This is a genomic window from Serratia silvae, from assembly GCF_023282985.1.
In the GTDB taxonomy this organism is placed as follows: domain Bacteria; phylum Pseudomonadota; class Gammaproteobacteria; order Enterobacterales; family Enterobacteriaceae; genus Chania; species Chania silvae.
This window is the reverse complement of record NZ_JAGQDC010000008.1, coordinates 172,785-199,059: the sequence shown is the minus strand read 5'-3', so window position 1 is coordinate 199,059 and position 26,275 is coordinate 172,785. Positions and strand designations below refer to the sequence as shown.

Sequence of the window (26,275 nt, the reverse complement as noted above, 5' to 3'; positions counted from 1 at the left end):
GTGGCGGACTCAGCCCGGAACAATTTGAAAACCAGACCCTCGCTTAGTCGTGTGTCCATTGTTAGTGGGTAAGATCAGCTTACTACTTGCATGGTTGGTCAGCACGTTTGGAAAGTAACGAAAAATCAGCGGCATAATACTAAGTACAGCGCCCCGGCAACATTGGGGCGTTTTTGATACTAATCTCAAAAAACTAAACTCAATTTCTAATTTTATTAAAGCGCTATTTTTGGTGATGCAAATCAAATATTCATTGTTGAACGTTTTATCTCTAAGTCACGATTTTTTTCTTCTTCAATACGAATAAGGAAATCATAAAGAGGTGCCAACTGAATGAAGGCATCAGCTAGTGTACTAGCTAAGTTATGATCAAATATTTCGGCAATATTATTATTCTCTTTCATTACGGAGAAAGATTTTTTATTATACCAAGTGGCAATTTTTTCAGGCTGATTTGGTTCTAGTGGACGTTTGTAAGAGTTACCAACCAACGTAAAATTTGGTAAAAGATGTGCAGTAGCATTCAAGAAATCTTTTTCACGACAGAGGATGCTTTTTCTTACGTGATCCATAGTTGTACGTGTTGCAGCATAGTAACCTAATCCGTAATAAAAAGCACTTGGTCTAATTTCGAAGAAAAAAACTGGAGAGTCTATCCAATTTTTTTTATCACGTTTAAACGTCAGCCACATTCTATCTCGAAAACGCGACTTGTCTTTTGAAAAGCGTGTGTCACGATAAATACGAGAAATAATCCTTCCTATTCTGGGGCTTATTTCGATATAAGGATCAATTTCTTGTATTACAGGGGTTAGTTCCTCTATGAGGCATTGGAAAGGTTTTAGTAAGTACTTTTCATATGAACTCTTGTTGTTTTCATACCACTCTTTGTCGTTCTGAGATTTAACCTCAATTAAGAAGGCTATGCTTTCGCTACTGAACCGGCTGAACGGGGGATTTGCATCATTCATGGCTTATAATCTCCATTGCAATCTAATATGTTAACATTATTTTATATAATAATTTTAAAAAAACTATTTCAATCAAAAACATGCAATAGAATTGGTTTATTGATCCATGTCAATAAACTGTGATTCTAGTGTGTGTTTTGTAGACATCCTTCTGCATATGAGGCACTTTGATTTTGTAAGGAATCATTGGTTTCATTAGCATACATTAATACAAGTAGCTCCGTTAGTTATCGAAAGGTAATGATTCATAAGTATCGCGAATGATTTTGAGCGATGAGTATGTAATTAGTTATCAATATGACGTGATCGCAACGTACGTGGCTCTGTTTTATCGTAAAAACAAAGCATATTCTTTCATAACACAGATAGAACTAGATGTAATTTTCTGATTGAGAACAAATTTCCATAGGAGAAACAGTATGTTCAAGCCTAATAGTGTGATTTTATATGTTGACAACGTAGATACCAGCACCGAGTTTTATAAAGCTATTTTCGGCGAAGATCCCATCGAATCTTTCCCTGGGTTTTCAGTGTTTTCGTTAAAAGATGGTTTTATTTTAGGGTTGCAAACTAAACACGATATTGAGCCTAAGCCCCAGCCTGCATTCGGCGGGTTTGAACTGTGTTTAAGTGACATTTCGATCGACGAAGTCGATGCTATTTACCATGATTTTAAAACGCGCAATGTTCCGATGGCGCTACCGCCAACAAGACTTGAGTTTGGATATACTTTCGTTGCGCTAGATCCGGATGGGCACCGCATTCGTCTGTGTGCAACAGATACTAGCGGGATTGAGAAACTGTAAATAGCCGGGCCGATTTTATTTCCATATGCTAGTGCCGTGAATAATTTTTTATAGTAGTCATTATTCCAGAGTGGAGGTGAACATTGGCCCGTGAAGTCACAATTGTACGCAAGGAAACGCACGTGAGAAAAACATGGTTGATCACTGGCGCTGCGCGCGGCTTTGGCCGTGTCTGGGCTGAGGCTGCGCTAAAGCGCGGGGATAGTGTAATTGCAACGGCACGCGAACCGGAAAAATTGGCCGATCTTGTTACCCAATTTGGAGATAATTTCCTGCCGGTGACATTGGATGTACGCGATCGCGCCGCCGTTTCCGCTGCGGTAGAAACCGGTTTCCGCGCCTTCGGGCGTATTGACGTTGTGGTAAATAATGCTGGTTACGGCCTGTTTTGCCCATTGGAAAACGTGCCAGAAAATGATGCAAGACAGATTATCGAAACTAATGTGCTGGGTTCTCTGTGGGTCATTCAATCGATACTGCCGTATTTGAGGCAACAGGGCTATGGGCATATTATCCAGATCTCAAGCATCGCCGGTTTAATGGCGTTACCCGGTATGGCTATGTACAACGCAACAAAGTGGGCGGTAGAAGGTATGGTCGAAACGCTAGCTAACGAGGTAAAAGAATTTGGTATCAATGTCACGTTGGTTGAACCTGGACCCCACCTTACCGATTGGATCGGCAGCTCGGCTGTACGTCCGGAACGTGGGGAAGCTTACCCTACACATGAGCAGATGATGCAACAGAGCTGGCCACGCATGCTACCGGGCTATCCTATCAATGCAGTGGAGCCAATGCTGAATTTGGTGGATACAGATACACCGCCGTTACGGATGCTGTTAGGTGAATCGTTGAACGAGATGATTATCCAGGATGGGCAACGACGCCTAGCTGGAATCGAATAATCATAAATGAATACGGCATTATTTTATATGGAGTTAAGGAGTTATAATGATGGAAAATAAAGTGCGCATGAGCAATCGAAACATTGTTGAACAGTATATGAATACTTATGGGCAGGCACGATTATCTAGACATGAGCTATTTGATGAGGAAGGATGCGGGGGGCTTTGGACTACGGATACGGGCGAACCAGTCGTTATTAAAAGCAAAAAACAACTAGCTAAACATGCGGTATGGTCGTTGGCCTGTTTTCCCGACTGGCGATGGTATAATGTGCAGATATTCGATACGCAGGATCCGGATATTTTTTGGGTTGAATGTGACGGGAAAGGGGAGATTAATTTCAAGGGTTATCAAAAAGGGCTTTACCAAAATCACTTTATTCATTACTTCCAGTTTAAAAAAGGAAAAATAATTCTTCAACGGGAGTTTATGAACCCTTGCCAACAATTCCGCGCGCTTGGAATAGATGTTCCAGAAATAGTAAGGGAAGGCATTCCAACTTAGTATTAATTTAAATTTCAAATTATTTTATCTTTATCGCTTATTTATGTGATCTGTTTTCGCGTCCTGATAAAAACAAGGGGTATGACAGACATGGCTATACCTAATATTGAAGAATATGATCTCTCCTCTCTGGAGACGACGATATCAAATAAAGTGGACTGGCGAATTTCTCCTTCGAGAGGTTTGCTCTTGGTCCATGATATGCAAAATTTCTTCCTTAATCCTCTACCAGGCTTATTACGTAATACCTTATTGGAAAATTGTGCTCAGTTGATCAACTGGGCACGGGAAAACTCGATCCCCGTGGTCTATACCGGTCAAAAAGGTAGTATGAATGCTAAAGAGCGTGGCTTGCTTTATGACTTTTGGGGGGCCGGTATGCAGGCTGATCCGATACAAACGGCAATCACACCATTATTGGCACCTCAACTGGGAGAGCCAGTCCTGAAGAAATGGCGATATAGTGCCTTCTTCTCTTCCGAACTTGCAGATATATTCACTGCCCAGATGCGTGACCAAATTATTATATGTGGCGTCTATGCGCAAATAGGTATTTTAACTACTGCCCTGGATGCCTACTCCAGAGATATCGAAGTCTTTTTAGTGCAGGACGCGATAGCTGATTTTTCACAGGATGCACATCAACGCATGCTGGCTTATGCTGCTTCATGCTGCGCATCGATATTATCAGTGGAAGAGGTATTGGCATGAGTGCAGATATGGCAATTACCTCCTTACTCCAGCATGGCAGCAAGAATGAATCGTTTGCTCTGTTATTCAGGTGCGGGCGCGGCGCTGCTCCAGAAATCGAAGTGATTGTGGGAGATGAGCGACATCTGAACAGTCTTCAAGATTTATCTGAATTACAGGCAAATCGTCATGGCAGCGATGAACAGCAAATGTTGCTAGTCGCACCTTATCGGCAGATTGTAGAGCGAGGCTATGCTGTTAATGACGACGCTAAACCGCTCATCGCTCTCGTCAATACGCGCTATAGCAAAGTACCACTCCATGAAGCATTGGCTCTGCTGCCTGATAGTTCATTGAAGGTTAGCAATACCGCTTTTGAGCCTTGCGACGAAGACTATGCGCGAATAGTTGCTCGAGTCATTCAGCAGGAGATCGGCTCCGGACAAGGAGCCAATTTTGTTATCCGCCGCTCCTTTACCGCTGCTTTCACTGATTATGGTTGCGAAACAGGATTAACTGTCTTTAAAAATCTGCTCCTGCAAGAAAGCGGCGCTTACTGGACCTTCTTCATTAAATGTCAGGACGTGACGCTTATTGGCGCATCTCCGGAACGTCATATCACTTTGCAGCAGCAGCGTGTCTCTATGACGCCGATTAGCGGCACCTATCGATATCCTCCGACCGGGCCAACCCGTGAGGGGCTCATTGACTTCTTATCCAATGAGAAAGAGAAGGACGAGTTATCGATGGTGCTAGATGAAGAGCTGAAGATGATGACCCGCATCTGTGACGCCGACGTCAAAACTTTTGGCCCATTCTTAACGCCCATGTCGCATTTGGTACATACCGGATATCGGCTTGAAGGGCACTCATCGCTGCCAGTACCTGCGATTTTGCAGCACTCAATGTTCGCCCCGACGGTCACTGGCAGCCCATTGGAGAACGCGACTCGTGTTATCGCTAAATATGAGACATCTGGGCGAGGCTACTATAGCGGTTTTGCCGCACTGCTGGGCTCTGATGGGGGCGAGCCGACGATCGATTCGGCGATCTTGATCAGGACGAGTGAAATTGAATCGACAGGTAAATTGACCATGGGGTTGGGGGCTACGTTGGTGCGTACTTCAAATCCTGCCTCCGAAGCTGCTGAAACGCGGGCTAAAGCCGCTGCGCTGCAGTGTGCTATGGGGCTAAATGGTAGTTCCACCTCCATTTTCCAAGACGAGGAGGTCGCTGTCGCGCTGCAAAAACACAATCATCGCCTAGCTGCATTCTGGCGTGATGATGTCGCCAGTGTGAGCCCAATACGCTGCCAGGGAAGGGTGCTCCTAGTTGATAATGAAGACGCTTTCACCTCCATGATGGAGTATCAGCTGCGTTCGATGGGATTCAACGTCCGTCTTGCGCATTACGCCTCCCCCCTTCAACTCAACTCACATGAGCTGCTGATCATCGGCCCTGGGCCGGGGGATCCGCGCGATCTAAGTGACGAGCGTGTAGTCCGCAGCCACAAGCTGATTCTGGACACCATACAGAGGGGCCAACCCTTATTAGCGATCTGTTTTGGCCATCAGATTCTATGTGCCGCGCTGGGATACCCGATTGTTGCGTTAGAGTCGCCCAATCAGGGGATACAAAAAGAAATCACCTTCTTTGACAAAATTGAAAGAGTGGGATTTTACAACACGTTCACCGGGCTAGCCGCCAGCAATGCGATGGCCAGTGATCATGGTGAGATTCGCGTCGCACGAGATGAAATAACCGGCCAAATTTATGGTCTTCGCGGGCCACACTTTTCGTCCATGCAGTTCCATCCAGAATCCGTACTGACTATTGATGGACCACGGATCCTCTATGAATCGATCCAGCAGGTGGTAATGCCATGATAATGGAATGCGTATGGTGGGAATTGGCACCAGGAGAGCCTGACATCGAGCAACTGCAGATGCAACTTGAACAAATAGATCTCGCCGTTTGGCAGAGGATCGATGCGCTGCATACCAAATACTGGATTATGAATAAAACACCGCCACGCTGGGGGGCGGTGATGTTGTGGCGTGGAGAGAAACCAGCTCTCACTGTATTACCGCTGAATGTGGCCGCCGAGGCTATCGGGCGACCGCCGGATGTGCGACTGAGGTTTACCGTAGCGGCATCTTGTCTGAATGAGTCGATTATCGCGCCATGGGCGTCTGTGTTAAGCCAGGAGGAAACATGCATCACTATGCCATCGTAAATGCGTTCAGCGATCGCGTGCTGGCCGGTAATCCGGTCGCCGTATTTTTTGATTGTGACGATCTAGAACCGGAAACTATGCAGCGTATAGCAGCAGAAATGCGGTTATCTGAATCTACTTTCGTGTCGCGTCCCCGCAAAGGTGGCGACGTACAAGTCCGTATTTTTACGCCAGTGAATGAACTGGGTTTTGCCGGTCACCCGTTATTGGGCACGGCGCTGGCGCTGTCCCTCCGGCTGCAGAAAACCACATTGAATATCGAAACTGCAAAGGGGGTTTTCCCCTTTAAGTTGGAATACGTCAAATTGGGGAACGATCTCCCAGTTGCGCATATTGATATGCTCCAACCGTCCCCTGTAATCCAGCCCTATGGACAAGCCGAAGCGCTTCTTAATGCGCTTGGCTTGTCACATAGCACGTTGCCGGTTGAACAGTACGATGTTGGGCCGCGCCACGTCTTTGTTGGCGCTACCGATGTGGCGACTCTGGCGGCGCTCAACCCCGATCAGCGTGCATTGGCGAAGCATAAAAACATGGCTGCTCTCTGTTTCTGTCGCGATGGGGATACTTGGCGTTTGCGAATGTTTTCACCAGCGTATGGCGTGGTTGAAGACGCTGCGACCGGCTCTGCCGCCGGGCCTTTAGCGCTTCACCTAGCCCGGCATGGGTGGAGCGATTATGGTCAGTCGCTGGAAATTTGGCAGGGGGTTGAAATGGGGCACCCGTCAAAAATGTACGGTATGGCGCAAATGGATGGATCGGAATACCGATTGCATGCTGGCGGCCACGCCATCCAAGTTGCACAGGGAACCTACGCGATTTGAAGGAGAAGAGAAGATGGGTAGTAGTGTATTTGAAAGTGTTAGCGGCAAAGCGGATACGGAATTTCCGCCCTTCCATTCACGGGTAAACCAGCCAATTGAACTCGCCTGTGCTTGGGTGCAGGAAGCGATACGCGAAAAGGTCAGAGAGCCTCGATCGGTGGTGCTAACGACCGCTAATGCACAGGGGGAAATGAGTTCGCGCGTCATGGCGATTCTCGATTTTTCTGAGAGTGGCATTCTATTCGCCACCCACAGCTGCAGCCGCAAGATTCAGGATATTGATAGTCATTCCCACGCATGTGCCCATTTCTACTGGAAAGAACTGGGGCGGCAATTATCGGTCAGCGGCAAAGTGATCAAGTTACCGCATGCTACCGCCAGAACTGTCTGGGAAAAACGGCCGGTTCCGTTGCACGCGATGTCGACGGTTTCTCACCAAAGCGAACCGTTGCTGGATAGCGATGAGTTACGTAGATCGGCAGAAGCCCTCGAAGGGGCTGGCGCACTGCCCTGTCCCGAACGTTTCTCCGTCTACCAGTTGGTTCCACAGGCGGTGGAGTTTTGGGCCGCCAGTTCGGATCGCCTACACCGGCGTTTGCGGGCCGAATATCACCGGAACGAATGGCGCAGCGCTTGGCTACAACCGTAACAATGGGAAAAGATGATGAATTTACCTGACTTTACCTCCCACTTGACGGGAATGATGAAATGGCATTTTTCACCGAAAACCGGCGCACCGTTCTGGCTGGATATGCGTCAGACGTTCGATTTTGATCCGCTGCATGACATTAATACCTTCGAAGATTTGGCACATTTCCCCGATGTTGCCGACAGTTTGCGCGACGTTCCCGTCGAAGCTCTGATTCCGCGTGGGCTGCATGACGCAACCATTGCGGGTGTTTTTGAAAGCGGTGGCACCACCGGAAAGCCCAAACGCATCGTGGTGTTTCAACAGTGGCTAGATAAGCTGGTGGACTGGCGCCTGTGCGATCGACAGCTTGGTGGAGATAACACATCCGGCAATACGTTGGCGCTGATCCCTACGGGTCCACATATTGTCGGCGCAATCAACTCCCGCCGCGCGAAGGCGAAAGGCGGACTGTGTTTTACCATCGATCTGGATCCGCGCTGGGTTAAAAAATGCATCCAACAAAACAATATGACCGGGATGCAAGCCTATGCTGCACATATCGTCGAGCAGGCCGAGGATATCCTTTACACGCAGTCTATCCAGTACCTTATCGCCACACCGCCGATTCTGGAACGAATGGCGCAGCGCCCCGCGCTGGTTGCTCATTTGAACAGAACGCTGAAGGAGATAACTTGGGGTGGAACCCAAATGGATCCCGACACCCTTACATTCCTGCAAACAGAGGTGTTTCCGACAGTGCCGATCACTGCCAGCTACGGTAGCACGATGATCCTAGGTGAAGCCAAAGCGCGCTGTTCAGTGGATGCCGCCAGCCCGGTCGTTTTCGACAGTTTTGCGCCCTATATCATACTGGAGGTGGTCGATCCGCAAACGTTGAACCCCGTGAATTTCGGCGAACGTGGGCGGGTGGTTATGCATCATCTCAGCCGTTACGCCTTCTTCCCCAATACTCTGGAGCGGGATACCGCAATTCGTCTGCCGCGAAACGATGATTTCCCCGGTTCATCGGTCAGCGACGTCGGCCCGTTGCCGACCATTGACGGGCGTGTGGTGATCGAGGGGGTCTATTAACATGAATATTCCTCTTGAGCCGTTAGCGGCCGCTACAGATCGGCGGATTGAGGCCATTGCATTGGGACGTACGTATACCACACAGCGGTGTGCCGTAGTCAACGATCTGCTCGGTATCCCAGTTGCTGAGATGGCTGTCGCCCCACCTGTTTATATCCATAAGGCGATCAGCTCGATGAGAGAAGCACCCTCACTCTCTTTGGCGGAAATTCATGCCGCGATGGCACGTGCGGCGGATAGCTACCAATATGACACGATCGCGGGATTATCGCCCGATGAATACTGTAGGTTGTTGCAGCGTACGACCGGTTTGCCTGAGGCGGTGACGCAAAACGCTTTGGCCACGGTCGCGGATGCTTTGCGAAATATGCCGGATATTATCAACGCTGGTAGACCGCAAGGTGCCAGATGGTCATGGGATGATGCGGACGCGTTGGCTGGCTACAGTTTATTCAGCCGTAAAGGTGATGTTTTTGCAGTACTGGCCGCAGGCAATGGACCAGGCATCCATGCGTTATGGCCGCAAGCAGTAGCACTGGGCTACCGCACTCTGGTCAGGCCTTCGACCCGCGAGCCGTTCACGGCGCAACGCGTGATATGCGCGATGGTGCAAGCAGGTCTAGAGCATTATGTTGCTTTGATCCCCACGGATTATCGTGGGGCGGATGAGTTAGTCGCCTCTGCCGATCTGGCATTAGCATATGGCGGCCAAGACATTGTGGATAAATATCGCCACCATCCTCAAGTCCGTGTGCAGGGGCCGGGGCGTGCCAAGATTGTAATTGGCGCTGACGTTTGCATGGATGAAGCGGCATCACTGGTAGCAACATCGATGACTGATCTTGGCGGTGCCGCTTGTGTGTCGGTCAGCGCGGTTATGGTAGAGGGCGATGTGAGCGATTTTTGTCGGTGTTTAAGACAGGCGTTGCAACAACTACCGGAGAAGGCGCTGCCGCGAGCTTCACAACAAACGGTAGATTGGTTGCGTAGCGTACTCGACACGCCCATCGAGGCTAGCTTGGTGTCCGAAGGCTATGTGCTTCGTCCGGTGGTGACCGAAGTCGCTGAGCCTGACGATCCCCGCGTTCACCGAGAATTGCCTTTTCCTTGCGTGACGGTTGCACCTTATCATGCAACACGCAGTGCCCCGTTACTGTCTGGCTCGCTAGTTGTGACAGTATTCTCATGGCAACCCCAATTGCTAAAGTCGATTTTAGCCGATGCCAGTATTAGCAATGTTTATGTCGGCGATATTCCAACTACCTGGATGTCCCCTTTGGTTCCCCACGACGCTTACTTGAGCGATTTCCTGATGTGCAATCGGGGATTCCGCATAGCTGCATCCTGGATTGAGGCTGAAAGTAAAGGAGAGAAACTGTGAATATGCCTTATGCGATGATTTTTGGGCCTGCGGATGTTTCCCACATGATGAAGGACATGCAGCGTCTTTATGATATTCACCCACAGGTTCGTACTCGATTCGCGCAGGTCGCGAGCTCCGCTGGCATGGATGTCGATGTGATTTTACGCAAGACGCCGTTGCTTGATGGCGTTTCATGTATGCAAGTGGTTTCGCTAGGGCTGCTTGCCGGCATGCTGGGCATCGCCGACGACATTATTGAACAACGTGGGACGCCTAGCTGCGTCGGTGGCATCAGTTTGGGAGAAGTGGCCGCGCTCTGCGTGGCTGGCTCATTAACACTGGACGATGCGACGGAACTGATCCGCCTGAGAGTCGATATACCCGAGGCTGAGGAGGAAACGGTGGGGTTTGTCATGCTGATGGAAGAGAGTGATCGTGCTTTTTATCACCAGCCGCCAGCGATGCGCATCGCGGTCGATTACGGTCTGATTCACCAGGGCATCGGCTCTCTGTTGATGGTTGCCGGTTTGCGTCGGATGTTGGAGGGGCGAGGACAGGAAGGTTCCGGCGTGCTGGAAGTATTACCGCCAGCGTTGTGTAATTCAGCATACCACACCCCCTATCGTCGGCGGATTGCCGGGCAGATTGAGGAATATCTGCATGGATGCACGCTGCCTGCTCCGGTCTATCCGGTAATGACCTGTCTGTCGGGATTGGGGGTAGTTAACGATTCGCAGGGAATAAAAGAGATGTGCTTGCGTGGTGAAACGGAAACCTTGTCTGTTCCGATGATGATTCAGCAGATGAAACACTTTGATGTAGCAGAAGTCATCTGCATCGGACCGTTTTTACGCAGTCTCAATATGGATTTCGGTGGTGTACCGGCTTCATTTCGCGATGAACAGTGGGTCGACGATATATCTCTGTCGCCCTCGACAATCTTATAACGACGTAAACGGGTTTATTCAATGAGTTGCCAATAGGAGCACACATGTCACACACGATGACAGGAAACAAACGAGTAACTTTCACCGAAACCGGCAATGCGGCCGAGTTGATTCTTCAATCGATTATTCAGTATCCAGAGAAAACAGCACAAATCAACGGCGAAATCCGTATGGATTATGCAGAGTTCGAACGACATGTTGTCGCCGTACAACAACAGCTAACGCGAGCTGGTGTGGAGCGTAATGATGTCGTTGGCCTACTATTGCATCGCGATCGGTGGCTGATTCCGGCAATGATCGCTACCTTGGCTCTTGGGGCGACGTTTGTCCCTCTTGATCCCGCTTATCCGCTGTCCAGATTGGAGCGCTACGTTGATGTAGCCAAACCGAAAATGCTGCTCGCTCATCCTGAAGAAAGTGTTCTAGCGGAAAAATTGAATAATAACGTCATTTATCCCTCGCTTACCACGATAGGGAAGATGGTTTGTGTGGCAAGACAGTGCGATGAAGTTGCTTATATTCTGTTTACCAGCGGCTCGACTGGGCAACCCAAGGGCGTCAGTATTAGCCATCAGGCATTGCACAATTTCTTAATCGCTATTGCAGATCGGCTGGAGGTTCAGTCGTCCCATGTATTTCTGGCACATACGACTGTGGCTTTTGATATCTCCATTCTCGAGTTGCTGTTGCCGCTTAGCGTTGGAGGGACTGTTTTGCTGGCGAGTAACGACGACGTGAGCACAATTGAAGGCATTCTCCCGCTGATCGAGAAAAGCCATTTTGTTCAAGCTACCCCCAGCTTATGGAAAATTTTGTGGGCGACAGACTGGCGGCCTGATTCGTCAGTGACGCTGTTATCCGGTGGAGAGGAGCTACCGATAGGGCTGGCGAAAAAATTGAATCAGACATGTGGGCGGTTATGGAATCTGTATGGCCCGACCGAGGCGACGATATGGACTTCGTGCGAATGCGTTGAGCGGGATGCGGATTACATTTCTATTGGCGAGCCTTTGGCGAATACTCAATTGCATGTGCTTAATGAGGCGCTTGAGCCTTGCGAGCATGGCGAACTCTACATTTCTGGGCATGGTTTGGCGCAAGGTTATCACGGCAACCGCGAAGGAACGGAACAAGTATTCATCACTCATCCGAAAACGGGCATGAAGCTTTATCGCTCAGGCGATCGCGTCCGCTTGCGCGAACAGGGAAGAATTGAATGGCTAGGACGCGGGAACGGAGAGATTAAAATCCGTGGCAATCGTATTGGCGTGAGCGAAATAGAAACGGAGTTGGAAAATATCCCAGGTATCGCTGGTGCGGTGGTGCTGGCTAGGCGGTTTGAAGGGCGTGGGGACGATATGCTTACCGCATACATCGTTAGCCAGGCTCCGTTGACTAAAGCGTCGTTGGAAAATATGTTGGGTAAAAGGTTGCCAGATTATATGGTGCCGGATCTGTTTGTCGTGTTACCTGAATTTTCTCTACAGCCAAATGGTAAGTTTGACAAAAAATCCTTGCCAGACCCGAGCTGGAATAACACGTTGCACCATCATACTGATAGCGCTACATCCGCTCAGGGTAATGTTCAGCTTCAAGCTATTGCAGCGACGATTTGCCAGGTGTTCGCCACAGCGTTAGGCTGCAAAGAGTTTGATGAGACATCGAGCTTTTTCGATCGTGGCGGCAACTCGGCACTAGCCTTAATTTCTTCAGGCATCATCAGTGCTAAGTTGAAGAGAAAGATCCCGGTATCGTTGATTATAAGTGGCGAAAACCCCAATGCGATTGCGAAGCAAATATTGCAACATACCTAATAGCGGAAAATTAATATCAATGCGTCCAGAGCACTATCCAAATATTATGCTAAGGAGGGGTGATGAATAACGAAAAACAGTTGCGTGAAATATGTCACTTCATTAATCAGGAACGAGTATTAACGTTAAGTGTCGCTGCTGAGGGTGTAGTCTGGTCGGCAACTTGTTTTTATCAATTTCAGAAAGACCAGATGGCGTTATATCTGATGAGTGATATCAATTCACGCCACTCCCAGTTAATGTTAAAGGCACCGATGGTTTCTGGAACTATTATTTCATCAGCGAGTTCCATGATGTCTATGAAGGGAGTACAATATCAAGCCCACATTACGCCTTTGTCTGATGAACATGAAGAACAGGCACGGAACTTCTATTACGAACGCTATCCAATTAGTCGCGTTATGGCTTTTAAAATATGGAGGTTGCAATTGAGAGAAGTAAAGCTAACACAAAGACGTATGGGCGTGAAGCGGTGCCTGCATTGGATGTGTACACAGAGACTTGAGGTATTCTCTCAATGAAAAAAAAGAATATCGCCATTATCGGCGGCGGAGCGGCTGGGACTGTAGCGGCTTGGTTATTGCGTGATAAACATCATATTACGTTGCTTGAGGCAAACGATTATATCGGCGGACATGTTTATACTTGCCATATTGATACTAATGAACACGGTCGCATCCCCGTAGATATGGGGGTGGAATATTTTAACGAGCGGATTTCACCAAACGTATTTAATTTGCTGAAGTATTTAGGCATTGAAAACTACGTGGCGCCTTCATCATTCCATGCTCGCTTTCCTGGGGAGGCGCAATACTGGAGCAATGTTCATTTGGATGGCCCTTTACGCCAAGCCATGCAGGATGAGTTTGGTCGCTTTCAACTGGGCATGTCGGAGGTTATGAGTTCCGGCGAAGAACGTTATAAAACAATGTCGATTTCGGATTATCTGGATGAGAACGGCTATTCGTCAAGGTTTATCTACCAAGCGCTCTACCCGATGATCAGTATTTCTACTGGTTGCAATGTCGATCTGTGCAGCTATCCGCTGATGTTTTTTGCGATTTCGTTCAATGCTAATCTGGTTTCGTTTTTTTCGCCCGGTTATTGGCGCAAAGTGGATGGCGGCATGAGTCGCTACCTGCAAACTCTGGCAGACATGTTAGGGGAGAGCTTAAAGCTGAATACACCTGTGCAGCGGGTGAAACCCTATGGCAAACGTGTTGCAGTATACTATAAAGGAAAAGAAGAAGTGTTCGATGCAGTTATTTTCGCTACTTCGGCAGAGGTGACCTTATCCCTATTGGATGACGCGACGACAAAGCAAAAGGGAATTCTTTCCCATTTCGCCTACCACGATATAGAGAGCATTGCCCACCATGACACTCGCTACTTGGGTGAGAACGTAGTACCACACTACTTCAATTTCCGGCAGTTTGCTGACACTCAACCGGGAACGTCAGCCGGAAGCGTCACTCGGGTGATTAACGCGCTGTCGCCGTACCGGAATATTATCGAACCGCTGCTGGTAACTCTCGATCCTAAAGTGCCCGTCGATCCTCTAAAGCTGGTAAGAACCTGCCGTTGGCGTGTGTCTAAGCAGCAGCCCGATGATTTCTTGCATAAGACCCGTTTAGGAGACATACAAGGCGGCAACAACATGTGGTTTTGCGGCGTAGATACCAGTTTGGGCGGGCATGAAGGGGCAGTAGTTTCTGGGATGGTAATCGCCGACCGGTTAGGTGCTTATTACCCTTATAAGCATGATATGTTGGCGTATATTCAATTCAAAGTGACTAAAGATATTATGGGCGTTAAAACGCGCGGAGAGGGAGTGAAAGATATGCTGGCTAGCCTATTATTTATCATAGCCAAAAAATTCTCTCTTCATAAAAGCCTTTCTTACAAGTTTATTAAGGACTTTATCGTATAAACATGTACACCAGTGTTTGCATTAGGGAACATTATGTACAAAATTGATGAGTTGTGTATTGACAGTTTAGAGACACCAAGTAGCCTAGCGGCTAGATTACCAGCCCCTGTAGAGGTAATCGATAATGTCACTGCAGCGCGTAAACGGATCGAGCGCATTCTTTACGGGAAAGATAAACGTTTACTAGTCGTCATTGGCCCATGTTCGATTCATGATCGGGGGGCTACGCTGGATTATGCTAGGCTGCTGGCTGCGCAGCGGGAGCTCTATCAGGATAGGTTGGAAATCGTCATGCGTACCTATTTCGAAAAACCACGTACCGTTGTTGGCTGGAAAGGGTTTATCTCCGACCCTGCGTTAGATGGAAGTTGTCAGGTCAACCGCGGCCTTGAAATGGCTCGTAAACTGCTGTTGGATATTAACCAACTCGGGTTGCCAACTGCTACAGAGTATTTAGATGTGGTTGTGGGAAGGTATATTGCTGATTTAATTAGCTGGGGTGCTATTGGTGCGCGCACTACTGAAAGTCAGGTACATCGGGAAATGGCGTCGGCACTATCTTGTCCAATAGGGTTTAAAAATGGCACCGATGGCAATATCGCCGTTGCTATTGATGCAATTCGTGCAGCTCGTGCCAGCCATACCTTTTTCTCTCAGGATAAACATGAACAGATGGCGGTTTATCTAACCAGAGGCAACGCTTACGGGCATCTCATTTTGCGTGGTGGTAAAACTCCGAACTACCATGCGGCAGATATTGCAACTGCGCACGACAAGCTGCGGGCATACAGTTTACCTGAATATCTGGTGGTCGATTTTAGTCATGGGAACAGCCAGAAAATAGCGCGCAATCAATTGGTTGTCGCCGAAGATGTTTGCCGGCAAATTCGCACAGGATCGGCTACTGTGGCTGGTATAATGGCGGAAAGTTTTCTTGTCGAAGGTACACAACCAGTAGCCTCGGGTCAAGCGTTGACCTATGGGCAATCGATCACGGACCCTTGTCTCAACTGGGAAGATAGTGAGCACTTGCTTGCCATGTTAGCTGATGCTGTCGATACCCGTTTCTAAGCGTACCAGTTATATCTGCATGATCGGCAAATCATTATGATGGTTACCTCCGGTAAGTGTTGTGTTCGGTATTTTCTGGGAATAACCGCAAGTTGCAAATTGTGGGTGGGCTCCTCCGTTCTGGCCAAGGCTCAGTGACCGTTTTCAGCAGTTATATCTGTCGTAGATCCCGGCAGAAACCATCACCGGTAACTCGCTAACGGTGAAATATAGCCGGGGTCTGCGAACGCCTGCTTACTATCTTCATTGTTGGTCAGTACGTTTAGAAAGTAACAGAAAATCAGTGGCATAATGCTGAATTCAGCGCCCCGGCAACATTGGGGCGTTTTTCATGGAGTTTAATTTTAAATTTTCGTATTAGAGTTGTTTGTTGCTTCAGTATTCTGTCTTTATAGAGTGTGGCTCCTATTTCCCAGGGAAACAGGACCATGCTATGCGACTTCCTTTCGAACTCAACCCGCAGATTATTCAGACTGATATCGCCGAACAAGAGGCTTTGGAGATGCAAGAGCAGCAGCGGATTACAGCCTTGTTGCAGGTGCCTTTGGAGATGATTGTGGGCGATGCTTTGTACTGGATGATGGGGGAGAATGAAGCTGCGATACATCAATATTGGGTAGAAAAACCTTGGAAAAAGGGCATAGAGGATAACTTATGCTGAAGTCTCTCTTGAAGTATCTGCCCGTTCCGTCAGTCAAGACATTTAACGACGAAAAAGCTGCCGCGACGCAGTCATTGTCACTCCATGTGCCAGACGGCTATCATGCGCCGGTATCGGCCTGTGAGCTGTTGGCTACACCCCGGCGAGGGCAGTGGTTGCAGACGCCATGGGTAGGGAGTGCCGGGGCTCTCGATATGGTTAATTTCAGCGATCGGGACAGCATACCTGAGCGTTATGCTCATCGGCAGTTTGTAGAGCATAACGCTCAGGTGACGCTGATGCGCACAACACCAGAGGAAAACTACCAGCTCGGCGTTTGGATTGGCAACAAGCTCAATCTCTGCGAAGGGCCGGTACGTTTCATCATTCCAGAGGGCGGATTTTCGGCATTAGATGCACCAGGGCAACCGTTCTTTGATCCACAGGCAAGGCAGGCTTTTGCTGAAGGATTGGAGTCAACGCTCATCCAGACGGCACAACGCCAGATTATAAAAGCGCCCCATCATATCAACGCACCTGAATTTTGCTCGCTTGTGATTGCGCAGTTCCAGAATGTCATGCAACACCCGGGAACCGCTCATGATTCAACACCAAGGAATCCTTTATGAAAAATTACAATATCGTGAAAGAGAAGCTGCAACAGAAAGTCTTGCGCCAGGAACCTATTATCGGTGCCGGGGCAGGAACGGGTCTGTCTGCACGTTGTGAAGAAGCTGGCGGAGTCGATTTGATTGTGATTTACAACAGTGGCCGCTTCAGAATGGCTGGGCGCGGCTCGCTGGCGGGGTTGATGCCGTACGGTAACGCTAATCAGATAGTGCGTGAAATGGGTAATGAAGTGCTACCGGTGGTAAAGGAGACGCCAGTGCTGGCCGGTGTTTGCGGAACAGACCCCCTTTTGCAATATTCCGCTGTTCCTGGAAGAAACGGGGATGGGCTATGGCCTGGAAGTGGAGATGATCCGCCAGGCGCACGATAAAGGGATGCTGACCACACCGTATGTCTTCAGCGCGGAAGATGCGGTAGCGATGACTGAAGCCGGTGCGGATATCATAGTGGTACATCTTGGATTGACGACTGGGGGCGATATTGGTGCAGATACTGCACACAATCTGGAGTCTTGTATCCCGGTGGTCAATGCCTGTGCAGCAGCGGCAAAAGCCGTGCGTGAGGATGTTATCGTGTTGTGTCACGGTGGGCCCATCGCCGAGCTGGAGGATGCAGCTTATATTTTGTCGCATTGTCCTGATTGCCACGGGTTTTACGGTGCCAGTTCGATGGAGCGTTTACCGACAGAAGTAGCGATTAAAAATACCATTAAAGCATTTAAGAAAATAAGGCTGAATTAATACCTAATATATTAACTCAGCCAATGGAGTGGAGAGTTAAAGAAAAAATTTGAAGGAAATTCAATATAACGCCCCGGCAGTTATGGGGCGTTTTCTATGGAAGAAAGTTTTAAATATTCATATAGAGTTTTTTGTTGTGGCCGTAATTTTCCTTCATAGAGTGGATCGCCTGTTAACTATCAGGATACCCCACACTATGTACTCTTCTGAAGGATACGGTCTTGCTTCTCAACCGCTCGATGCAGTCTATGTTCCAAACAGGCAGCCAGCATCCGTCTGGCAAATGGATATTGCTGAAATGATTTCTCATTTCTGGCAGTTAGCTCTTTGATTATTTTATGGATAAATCCTGGAGAACATCTGGTGACTTGTGAACGGTTATTAACATTTGATGAGTTGTTAGACCATTATTTTTTCAGTCATACTGTCCGTAATGACACCGAGTGGAGTTATCGAAAGGTGGTGAGGACCTTTATACGGTTTACCGCCAAAACGCCGAATGAGGTCGATAACAGGTTGGTGCTCGAATGGCGCAGGTACGTCCTGAAAGAACAACAATTACAGGCGACGACCTGGAATAACAAAGTGACGCACATGAGGGCACTGTTTAATTTCGGGATGAAGTGCGGGCTGTTGCAGCATCAAGATAATCCCTTTAATAAAGCGGTGGTCCGGGCAGGGAGGAAAAAGAAGAAAACCCTGACTGTGGGGCAGGTGGAGGCCGTGTACCGTTTGATGGTGCAGTATGAGGAACGTGAGCGGTTGCAGGCCAGTAGCCTGGCAGTGAACTGGCGGGTTCATGCCTGTAAGCCAGCCTGGTTCTGGTTGACGGTGCTTGATACCCTCAGTTATACCGCGATACGTCAAAACCAGCTTCGTCACATACGTATCTGTGATGTGAATCTTGAAGAGCGCTGGTTGGACTTGATTATCGCCGGTGCGAAGAACCATCGCGAGCTGCGTATTCCCATCATTAGTGAACTGTTTCCCCGCTTGGAGATACTGGTGACCCGCTCACTGGAGGCCGGTGCCGAACTGGAAGAGCAGTTGTTCAATGTGAATCGTTTTGATGTAGGGCGCAGGGTGAAACAAAAGGGAGCCATGACAGATATGGGTATCTACCCTATCCGGGCCTTTTTTCGGCGACTCTCGCGAGAGTGCCGGTTTGTTGTGAGCCCCCACCGTTTTAGGCATACGGTAGCCACCAACATGATGAAATCCCCGGATCGCAATATTCAGGCGGTAAAGCGCCTCTTGGGGCATTCCAGTTTGCGTTCTACGCTGGAGTACATTGATGAAGATGTGGAGAGCTTGCGGGATATTATGGAGCAGGAGTTTAAGCGTTAGGTCAGCAAGACAAAGGAGCAAGGTATCTCCTTGACACAGTTTGACATTTGCATACGAAGTCTGTAAAAATTGTAAGCGAAAAATCCCGCCTACACGAATAGGCGGGATTATCAAGAGCCTTTTTACAACAACCGGGTAATGGTATCACTGAGTGAAACCTTTCGACTGCCCCTTTGGTTATTGCGTGTTCTGACCCATTTCGTACCTGTCAGGTCTTCGTCCTGAAATCTTGACAAGCGCTTCTGAATATGGTGCCCGGACTCGGAATCGAACCAAGGACACGGGGATTTTCAATCCCCTGCTCTACCGACTGAGCTATCCGGGCAACGGGGCGCATTAAACCGTATTTGGTCCTGTGTCGTCAATGGGTTTCTGTCACAAAGCCGAGCGATTGCTCTAATTTCAAGCAAGGGCGTGGGTGCCTTCCTGCGCCAGCATTCTCCCTTTTCCCCCAAAATGTCCAATGCCAGAGATTAAAAATTTCACCCCAACAATGTTCATTCCTGCCTATTCCATAATCAACTTAATGTTAGTGATAAGTACAACATGTTACATATATGTATTTTAAGGAGATTGTAATTTTTAAATGTGATCGGTGTAACTTTAATAACATGTTGTCTGTGTTATGTTTCGATAATAACATCATTAGTTCCCGGCATACGCCAGGGTACAAGGCTCGGCAACGGAACGTAAAAGTTCACAGATAATTTTGGGGAAAAAATGAAATATATCATAGGGATAGTTTGTATCCTTGCTATCTGTGTTTTGGCACTTTTAGTGAGCAACGATCGCAAAAACATCCGCTATCGTCCGATTTTCGTCATGCTGGCCTGCCAGTTTTTGATGACCGCACTGCTGCTTAAGACCGACGTAGGCAATAAGGTCATTGGTGTGATCGCCGAGGTATTTGGTAATTTACTTTCCTACGCCAACGAAGGGGTTAACTTCGTCTTTGGTGGTTTGGTGAATCACGGCGAGATCTCTTTCTTCCTGTCCGTTTTGCTGCCTATCGTGTTTATCTCCGCGCTGATCGGCATTCTGCAACACTGGCGCATCCTGGGTTTTATCATCAAGTACATCGGCCTGGCTCTGAGCAAGGTCAACGGCATGGGGCGCTTGGAGTCCTATAACGCGGTGGCTTCGGCGATCCTCGGCCAGTCTGAAGTGTTCATCTCGGTTAAAAAACAGCTCGGCCTGTTGCCGGAGCACCGTCTATATACGTTGTGTACCTCGGCTATGTCGACGGTCTCAATGGCGATCGTTGGCGCTTACATGGTGATGCTCGATCCGCGCTATGTAGTGACTGCCTTGGTGCTGAACCTGTTTGGTGGTTTTATCATGGCGTCGCTGATCAACCCTTATCAGGTCAAGCCTGAGGAAGACATTTTGGATGTCGTTGAAGGGGAAAAGCAGAGCTTCTTCGAAGTCCTGAGCGAATACATTCTCGATGGCTTCAAGGTGGCGATTATCGTCGGCGCGATGCTGATCGGTTTTATTGCGCTGATCACCATGGCTAACGCGCTATTCACCGCTGCATTTGGCATTTCCTTCCAAGGGGTGTTGGGTTACGTGTTCTCTCCACTGGCTTTCCTGGTGGGGGTGCCGTGGCACGAAGCCGTGCAGGCCGGTGGTTTGATGGCAACCAAGATCGTCAGCAACGAATTTGTTGCCATGCTCAATCTGTCACAGGGTGACTACAACTTCTCTGAACGTACCATGGCGATTATTTCGGTGTTCCTTGTGTCGTTCGCCAACTTCTCCTCTATCGGCATTATCGTGGGTGCTATTAAGGCGTTGGATTCCAAGCAAGGTAACGCCGCCGCCCGCTTTGGCCTGAAGCTGCTTTACGGCTCCACGCTGGTCAGCTTCCTGAACGCCGCCGTCGTAGGTTTCTTCTTTTAATTAGCTAAAGGCCGCACCGAGAGGTTGTGGCCTGCTAACGCTATAACAATAAGGGATATGTGATGAAAGTGACTTCTCCGCTCAAGATATCGTTATTGGCCCTGCTGGTTGCAGGAGCTGCGCATGCCGCAACGGTGGATCTCCGTATCATGGAAACCACCGACGTTCACGGCAACATGATGGATTATGACTATTACAAAGATAAAGCTACCGCTCAGTACGGATTGGTGAGAGCGGCTACGCTGATTGATGCGGCCCGCGCGGAAGCGACCAACAGCGTGCTGGTAGATAACGGCGATATCATCCAGGGTAGCCCGATGGCGGATTATGCCGCAGCTAATCTGAAGAAGGGCGATGTGCATCCGGTTTACCAGGCGATGAACACCCTGGATTATGCGGTAGGCAGCCTCGGTAACCACGAGTTCAACTACGGGCTGGATTACCTGAAAATGGCGATTAGCGGGGCCAAATTCCCGTACATCAACGCTAACGTCTATGATGCCAAGACCAACAAGCCCTACTTCAAACAGTACCTGATTGTGGAAACACCGGTAAAAGATACCGAGGGTAAAGAACATAAGCTGCGTATCGGCTATATCGGTTTTGTACCACCACAGGTAGTGCTGTGGGATAAGGACAAGCTGTCGGGCAAGGTGATCGCCAAAGATATTACCGAAACCGCCAAGGAGTTAGTGCCACAGATGCGTAAAGAAGGGGCTGATATCGTAATTGCTATCGCCCACTCCGGTATCTCTGCCGATCCTTACAAGGCGCTGGCAGAAAACTCGGTCTACTACCTCACGCAGGTTCCAGGCATCGATGCCATTACCTTTGGCCACTCTCACGGTATTTTCCCAAGTAAGGATTTCGCCGCTATTCCTGGGGTAGATCTTGAAAAGGGTACGGTCAATGGTGTACCAGCAGTCATGCCAGGCCACTGGGCGGATAACCTGGGGGTGATCGATCTGGTGCTGGAGGGGGAAACCAATAATTGGAAAGTGGTCTCCAGCCGTGCAGAGGCTCGCCCAATCTTTGATAAGAAGAATGACAAATCGCTGGTCGATGCTAAAGCCTCGCTGGTGAAAACGTTGGAGCAGGCGCATAACGACACCCGTGAGTTCGTCAACAAGCCGATTGGCACCATTGCCGAAGATACCAACACCTATCTGTCATTAGTGCAGGACTCCTCGGCCATCCAGATCATCCGTGCGGCGCAGAAAGCCTACGTCGAACACTTTATTCAGGGCGACCCGGATCTGGCAGATATTCCGGTACTGTCTGCTGCGGCACCGTTCAAAGCGGGTGGCAGGAAGAACGATCCGGCGGCCTTCGTTGATATGCGTAAAGGGCCTCTGAGCTTCCGTAACGCGGCCGATCTTTACCAGTATTCCAACACGCTGGCTGCAGTGAAAGTGAAAGGCAGCGATCTGAAAGAGTGGTTGGAGTGCTCTGCGGGCATGTACAACCAGATCGACGTGAAAAGCGATAAGCCACAGTCGCTGCTCAACTGGAACGGCTTCCGGGCCTACAACTTCGATATGTTCGACGATCTGAGCTATCAGATCGATGTGACCCAGCCTGCGCGTTATGACGTTGATTGCAACGTGATCAATCCACAGGCCCAACGTATCAAGTCGCTGACCTATAAAGGTAAACCGGTGGTAGCAGACGCGCCATTCCTGGTTGCTGTGAACAACTACCGGGCATTTACCGGCAAGTTCGCCGGTACGGGTGAGAAAAATATCGTTATCTCCTCGCCGGATGAAGTACGCACTATCGTGGCCAACTATATCTCTGAGCAGACCAAGCAGCATGGTGAATATAAGCCGGAGGTAAAAAACAGCTGGCGGATCGCGCAAATTACTTCGGATAAGCCGTTGGATATCCGTATCGAAACCTCACCAAGCCAGAATGCGGCTGATTACATTAAACAGTCCGCACAGCACCCAATGACGCTGGTAGGAAAAGACGACATCGGATTTGCCGTTTATAAGATCGATTTGCAGAAATAAAGAGCCGGGGGAAAGACAATGAGAATGGTTGATATCATCGCCAAAAAGCGCGATGGAAAAGAGCTGACTACGCAAGAGATTGACTTTTTTGTTAACGGCTATACCCGGGGCGATATTCCGGATTACCAGGCCAGTGCGCTGGCGATGGCGATCTTCTTCCAGGATATGAACGATCGCGAGCGTGCCGATCTGACGATGTCGATGGTGAACTCCGGTGACGTGATCGATCTCTCGGCGATCGAAGGCGTTAAGGTCGACAAGCACTCCACCGGTGGCGTAGGTGATACCACCACGCTGGTGCTGGCACCGCTGGTCGCGGCGCTGGATATCCCGGTAGCGAAGATGTCGGGTCGTGGTTTGGGCCATACCGGTGGCACTATCGATAAGCTGGAAGCTGTGGCCGGTTTCCACGTGGAAATCTCCAGCGAGCAGTTTATCGAACTGGTTAACCGTGACAAGGTGGCGGTGATTGGCCAGACCGGTAACCTGACCCCTGCGGATAAAAAACTGTATGCGCTGCGTGACGTGACAGGTACGGTGAACTCTATCCCGCTGATCGCAGGTTCGATCATGAGCAAGAAGATCGCTGCGGGTGCCGACGCCATCGTACTGGACGTAAAAACCGGTGCTGGTGCGTTTATGAAAACCACCGAAGATGCCGTCGAGCTGGCAACGGCGATGGTGCGTATTGGTAACCACGTGGGCCGTAACACCATGGCGGTGATTTCCGATATGTCGCAGCCCTTGGGCTACGCCATCGGTAATGCGCTGGAAGTGAAAGAAGCCATCGATACGCTGCGTGGCGAAGGCCCGGAAGATCTGACCGAGTTGGTGATGCAGTTGGGTAGCCAAATGGTGGTGCTGGCGAAGAAGGCCGATTCGTTACCGGCTGCGCGTGCCATGCTGCAAGAGGTGATCGATAACGGCAAGGCGCTGGCCAAGTTCCGTGACTTCCTGGCCAACCAGGGCGGTGATGCCTCCATGGTAGATCATCCGGAGAAGCTGCCGCAGGCTAAATACCTGATTGAAGTACCCGCCAAGCAGGCCGGTGTAGTCGCCAACATTGTGGCCGACGAAATCGGTGTGGCAGCCATGCTGCTCGGTGCAGGTCGCGCCACCAAGGAAGATGACATCGATCTGGCCGTAGGCCTGATGATGCATAAAAAAGTCGGCGATAGGGTCGCCATTGGTGACTCACTGGTGACGATCCATGCCAACCGCCCGGATGTGGCGAACGTCATGGCGAAAATCTATGACAGCATCACCCTTGCCGATAAGGCAGAAGCTCCAAAGTTGATCCATACCATTATTACAGAATAAATAAGTTAGCTGTGTTTCACCCTGGTTGCAGGGTGAAACATTTCCGTCATTATCTAGAAATAATTTGTTCGGATTAAAATATATCTGGGTTAGTCAATACTCTATGGATTTCAAATTTCCTTGCGGCGGCTTGAAAGACGATGGGTAAATAGAAAACAGGACTTTTCTATGAATAAATTAAGGCAATTAAAAATAAATAAACCTCTGGCACTGTTTGCACTGATGTTCTCTTTACCGCTCGCGGCTGAAGAAGTTAAGCTAAACAATCATCTTTTCTCCAGCTTTCTGAATGACAGCCATGCGGATCTCTCTTTCCGTAATGTGTTTAAAAACTTAAGCACCGAGGATTATGGGGAGCGTTCTATCCAAACGGCTTGGGGGCAGGGGATCACTCTTGATTATCAATCCGGCTATTTTGCGGATATGTTGGGAGTAGACGCTTCTTATTATGGCGTTATCAAGCTGGCCGCTAGCGATGATTTCTGGGGCCGTAGTGTGTTGTATAACGACAACGGTCAGGCTAAAGGCTTCAACAAGATTGGTCAGCTCTACCTGAAAGGGCGTTTGGGTGATGATGATACCTATCTTCACCTTTATTCCGGTTGGCAGCAGATTAAAAAATGGGGCGCACTCAATAACTCCACGCGCGCCATTCCAAGTACCTATCTGGGTTTACGTGGTGAAGCTGCCACCGGGCCAGTACGGGTGCGCGGTGCCTATGTCACTCGTTACAGCGACAGGGACTCTCCAGATAAGATCCATTTCCGCACTGCGGATAAAAAGGAGATCAGTAGCATTGCGACCGGTGAACTGAGCTATAGCGATCACGGTTATAGCGCGCTTTATTTTCTGGGTGAAAGCCATAACTATATGCAACGCCACGGGGTAGAACTGGGTTGGCAACCGGCGTCCTGGGCAGAAAATCGCCTCAAGTTTGCCAGCCAGGTGTATTACAACCATGGTTTGCAAGACTGGACCCGCATGTCCACCCGTCACAAGACGTTCGATGATGATGCCTACCATTATGCGATGTATGCCGAATGGCGCGCCGAGCGTTGGAAGCACAAGGTTGGGGCTTCATACACCCGGGCCTCACTCGATAATGGCAACGGGTTAGGGCGCTTTGAGTGGCACTTGGCCAAACACAGCCGCGGTACCTTTAACTCGATGGCCGATAGTTGGGGTAACGACTATGTGGGCGATAAGGAAAAGATGCTGGCCTGGACCTTCGGCTATGCTGTTACGCCAGAGGTTGAGTTGGGGATGGTCACCAACTATGGCTGGGGGATGAAGTATCGTGGCCATAGCATCGAGCGTGGTGAAACCCTGGTCTACTCCCGTTGGACGCCGTCACAGCCTGCGCTGAAAAATCTGGCGTTCCAGCTGTCCGGTGGCCCATCTTGGAACTACCAGAGCCAGAGCAACCAGCCGAAGCTGACCTCGGATGGCAAGCCGATGCGCGCTCAGAACCACTCGATTGAGTTCCAGGTGGATTACAAGTTCAACCTGTTCTAATCAAAGCCTTCCTGGCCGTGTGGGGAAACCCACACGGCATCAATAATTATGCATTAATAGTAACTATTAACCGGCTTGAACCCTCGAAAAAAACGTGTAATCATTGCGCAAATTCCCCACTTCATCACAGAGGAGTACAGGCATGACTGGATTAACCACCTCAGCGCAGCTGCGCTCCAAATGTCTGATGATATCCTCACTCCATGCTTTCCTGACACCATTTATGCGAATACCGCTGCCCCTTATGCGGTAAAGCTAGCCAATGCTCGCTGTTAGGCATGATTAAAAATAGAGCTGCGGTTCTGATTTTACTGATGTCTATCGGACGCTGCCGATCCCAGTCCCCGATAGTAGTCTGATGCCCATCTGCATCGGCCAGTCATG

General features: G+C 49.2%; 24 protein-coding genes, 1 tRNA gene and 1 pseudogene. 24 read left to right on the top strand and 2 right to left on the bottom strand.

The window, feature by feature from the left end; all coding sequences use genetic code 11:
- Window positions 1–242 precede the first annotated feature (242 nt).
- Complete coding sequence (locus tag KAJ71_RS12415; RefSeq protein WP_248946007.1) at window positions 243–971, bottom strand: DUF2461 domain-containing protein; 729 nt, start codon at window positions 969–971, stop codon at window positions 243–245.
- 419 nt (window positions 972–1,390) lie between these two features.
- Here KAJ71_RS12415 and KAJ71_RS12410 point away from each other — a divergent pair, with 419 nt between their 5' ends.
- The 20 genes and pseudogenes from KAJ71_RS12410 to KAJ71_RS12315 all read left to right on the top strand — a co-directional run bounded on the left by KAJ71_RS12410 (window position 1,391) and on the right by KAJ71_RS12315 (window position 19,142).
- Window positions 1,391–1,777: a VOC family protein gene (locus KAJ71_RS12410; protein WP_248946006.1), complete on the top strand. Its 387-nt coding sequence runs from the start codon at window positions 1,391–1,393 to the stop codon at window positions 1,775–1,777.
- A gap of 122 nt (window positions 1,778–1,899) precedes the next feature.
- Window positions 1,900–2,682: an SDR family NAD(P)-dependent oxidoreductase gene (locus KAJ71_RS12405; protein WP_248946005.1), complete on the top strand. Its 783-nt coding sequence runs from the start codon at window positions 1,900–1,902 to the stop codon at window positions 2,680–2,682.
- Window positions 2,683–2,728: 46 nt separating this feature from the next.
- Complete coding sequence (locus tag KAJ71_RS12400) at window positions 2,729–3,187, top strand: PhzA/PhzB family protein (RefSeq protein WP_248946004.1); 459 nt, start codon at window positions 2,729–2,731, stop codon at window positions 3,185–3,187.
- 90 nt (window positions 3,188–3,277) lie between these two features.
- Complete coding sequence (locus KAJ71_RS12395) at window positions 3,278–3,898, top strand: isochorismatase family protein (protein ID WP_248946003.1); 621 nt, start codon at window positions 3,278–3,280, stop codon at window positions 3,896–3,898.
- Window positions 3,895–5,763: an anthranilate synthase family protein gene (locus KAJ71_RS12390; RefSeq protein ID WP_248946002.1), complete on the top strand. Its 1,869-nt coding sequence runs from the start codon at window positions 3,895–3,897 to the stop codon at window positions 5,761–5,763. The genes KAJ71_RS12395 and KAJ71_RS12390 overlap by 4 nt, the downstream gene beginning before the upstream one ends.
- Window positions 5,760–6,113, top strand: a complete 354-nt coding sequence (locus tag KAJ71_RS12385) for a hypothetical protein (RefSeq protein ID WP_248946001.1) — start codon at window positions 5,760–5,762, stop codon at window positions 6,111–6,113. Before KAJ71_RS12390 ends, KAJ71_RS12385 begins: the two co-directional genes overlap by 4 nt.
- On the top strand, window positions 6,092–6,937 hold the full coding sequence (locus tag KAJ71_RS12380) for a PhzF family protein (protein WP_248946000.1): 846 nt from the start codon (window positions 6,092–6,094) through the stop codon (window positions 6,935–6,937). Before KAJ71_RS12385 ends, KAJ71_RS12380 begins: the two co-directional genes overlap by 22 nt.
- A 13-nt stretch (window positions 6,938–6,950) precedes the next feature.
- Window positions 6,951–7,586 (top strand): pyridoxal 5'-phosphate synthase, encoded by a 636-nt coding sequence (locus KAJ71_RS12375; protein ID WP_248945999.1) that lies wholly within the window; start codon window positions 6,951–6,953, stop codon window positions 7,584–7,586.
- 12 nt (window positions 7,587–7,598) lie between these two features.
- Window positions 7,599–8,660, top strand: a complete 1,062-nt coding sequence (locus KAJ71_RS12370) for an AMP-binding protein (protein ID WP_248945998.1) — start codon at window positions 7,599–7,601, stop codon at window positions 8,658–8,660.
- A gap of 1 nt (window position 8,661) precedes the next feature.
- On the top strand, window positions 8,662–10,041 hold the full coding sequence (locus KAJ71_RS12365; RefSeq protein ID WP_248945997.1) for an aldehyde dehydrogenase family protein: 1,380 nt from the start codon (window positions 8,662–8,664) through the stop codon (window positions 10,039–10,041).
- Window positions 10,038–10,970 carry a hypothetical protein gene (locus KAJ71_RS12360; RefSeq protein WP_248945996.1) on the top strand — a complete coding sequence of 311 codons (933 nt, stop codon included), beginning with the start codon at window positions 10,038–10,040 and terminating at the stop codon, window positions 10,968–10,970. The genes KAJ71_RS12365 and KAJ71_RS12360 overlap by 4 nt, the downstream gene beginning before the upstream one ends.
- Window positions 10,971–11,014: 44 nt before the next feature.
- A complete protein-coding gene (locus tag KAJ71_RS12355) occupies window positions 11,015–12,784 on the top strand; it encodes a non-ribosomal peptide synthetase (RefSeq protein ID WP_248945995.1) in 1,770 nt (589 codons plus the stop codon).
- 62 nt (window positions 12,785–12,846) lie between these two features.
- On the top strand, window positions 12,847–13,305 hold the full coding sequence (locus KAJ71_RS12350; protein WP_248945994.1) for a PNPOx family protein: 459 nt from the start codon (window positions 12,847–12,849) through the stop codon (window positions 13,303–13,305).
- Window positions 13,302–14,714, top strand: coding sequence for an FAD-dependent oxidoreductase (locus KAJ71_RS12345; protein ID WP_248945993.1), 1,413 nt, complete (start codon window positions 13,302–13,304; stop codon window positions 14,712–14,714). The genes KAJ71_RS12350 and KAJ71_RS12345 overlap by 4 nt, the downstream gene beginning before the upstream one ends.
- Window positions 14,715–14,747: 33 nt before the next feature.
- Window positions 14,748–15,785 (top strand): 3-deoxy-7-phosphoheptulonate synthase, encoded by a 1,038-nt coding sequence (locus tag KAJ71_RS12340; protein WP_248945992.1) that lies wholly within the window; start codon window positions 14,748–14,750, stop codon window positions 15,783–15,785.
- Between the two features lie 433 nt (window positions 15,786–16,218).
- Complete coding sequence (locus KAJ71_RS12335; protein ID WP_248945991.1) at window positions 16,219–16,446, top strand: hypothetical protein; 228 nt, start codon at window positions 16,219–16,221, stop codon at window positions 16,444–16,446.
- Window positions 16,440–17,054, top strand: coding sequence for a Tm-1-like ATP-binding domain-containing protein (locus KAJ71_RS12330; protein ID WP_375540734.1), 615 nt, complete (start codon window positions 16,440–16,442; stop codon window positions 17,052–17,054). The genes KAJ71_RS12335 and KAJ71_RS12330 overlap by 7 nt, the downstream gene beginning before the upstream one ends.
- Window positions 17,051–17,795 (top strand): annotated as a pseudogene (locus tag KAJ71_RS12325) (phosphoenolpyruvate hydrolase family protein). The gene KAJ71_RS12330 and the pseudogene KAJ71_RS12325 overlap by 4 nt, the downstream one beginning before the upstream one ends.
- Before the next feature lie 49 nt (window positions 17,796–17,844).
- Window positions 17,845–18,126, top strand: coding sequence for a hypothetical protein (locus KAJ71_RS12320; RefSeq protein WP_248945990.1), 282 nt, complete (start codon window positions 17,845–17,847; stop codon window positions 18,124–18,126).
- A complete protein-coding gene (locus KAJ71_RS12315) occupies window positions 18,123–19,142 on the top strand; it encodes a tyrosine-type recombinase/integrase (protein ID WP_248945989.1) in 1,020 nt (339 codons plus the stop codon). Before KAJ71_RS12320 ends, KAJ71_RS12315 begins: the two co-directional genes overlap by 4 nt.
- 249 nt (window positions 19,143–19,391) lie before the next feature.
- Here KAJ71_RS12315 and KAJ71_RS12310 read toward each other — a convergent pair.
- A tRNA-Phe gene (locus KAJ71_RS12310) sits at window positions 19,392–19,467 on the bottom strand.
- 395 nt (window positions 19,468–19,862) lie between these two features.
- Between KAJ71_RS12310 and KAJ71_RS12305 the strand changes: the two genes are divergently transcribed.
- From KAJ71_RS12305 to KAJ71_RS12290, 4 genes are all read left to right on the top strand, one after another.
- The gene (locus KAJ71_RS12305; RefSeq protein WP_248945988.1) at window positions 19,863–21,044 is read left to right on the top strand and encodes a NupC/NupG family nucleoside CNT transporter; all 1,182 of its coding nucleotides are present in this window, start codon (window positions 19,863–19,865) and stop codon (window positions 21,042–21,044) included.
- Window positions 21,045–21,106: 62 nt separating this feature from the next.
- On the top strand, window positions 21,107–23,056 hold the full coding sequence (locus KAJ71_RS12300) for a bifunctional 2',3'-cyclic-nucleotide 2'-phosphodiesterase/3'-nucleotidase (protein WP_248945987.1): 1,950 nt from the start codon (window positions 21,107–21,109) through the stop codon (window positions 23,054–23,056).
- Between the two features lie 18 nt (window positions 23,057–23,074).
- Window positions 23,075–24,376, top strand: a complete 1,302-nt coding sequence (locus KAJ71_RS12295) for a pyrimidine-nucleoside phosphorylase (protein ID WP_248945986.1) — start codon at window positions 23,075–23,077, stop codon at window positions 24,374–24,376.
- A gap of 168 nt (window positions 24,377–24,544) precedes the next feature.
- On the top strand, window positions 24,545–25,891 hold the full coding sequence (locus KAJ71_RS12290; protein WP_248945985.1) for an OprD family outer membrane porin: 1,347 nt from the start codon (window positions 24,545–24,547) through the stop codon (window positions 25,889–25,891).
- Window positions 25,892–26,275 lie beyond the last annotated feature (384 nt).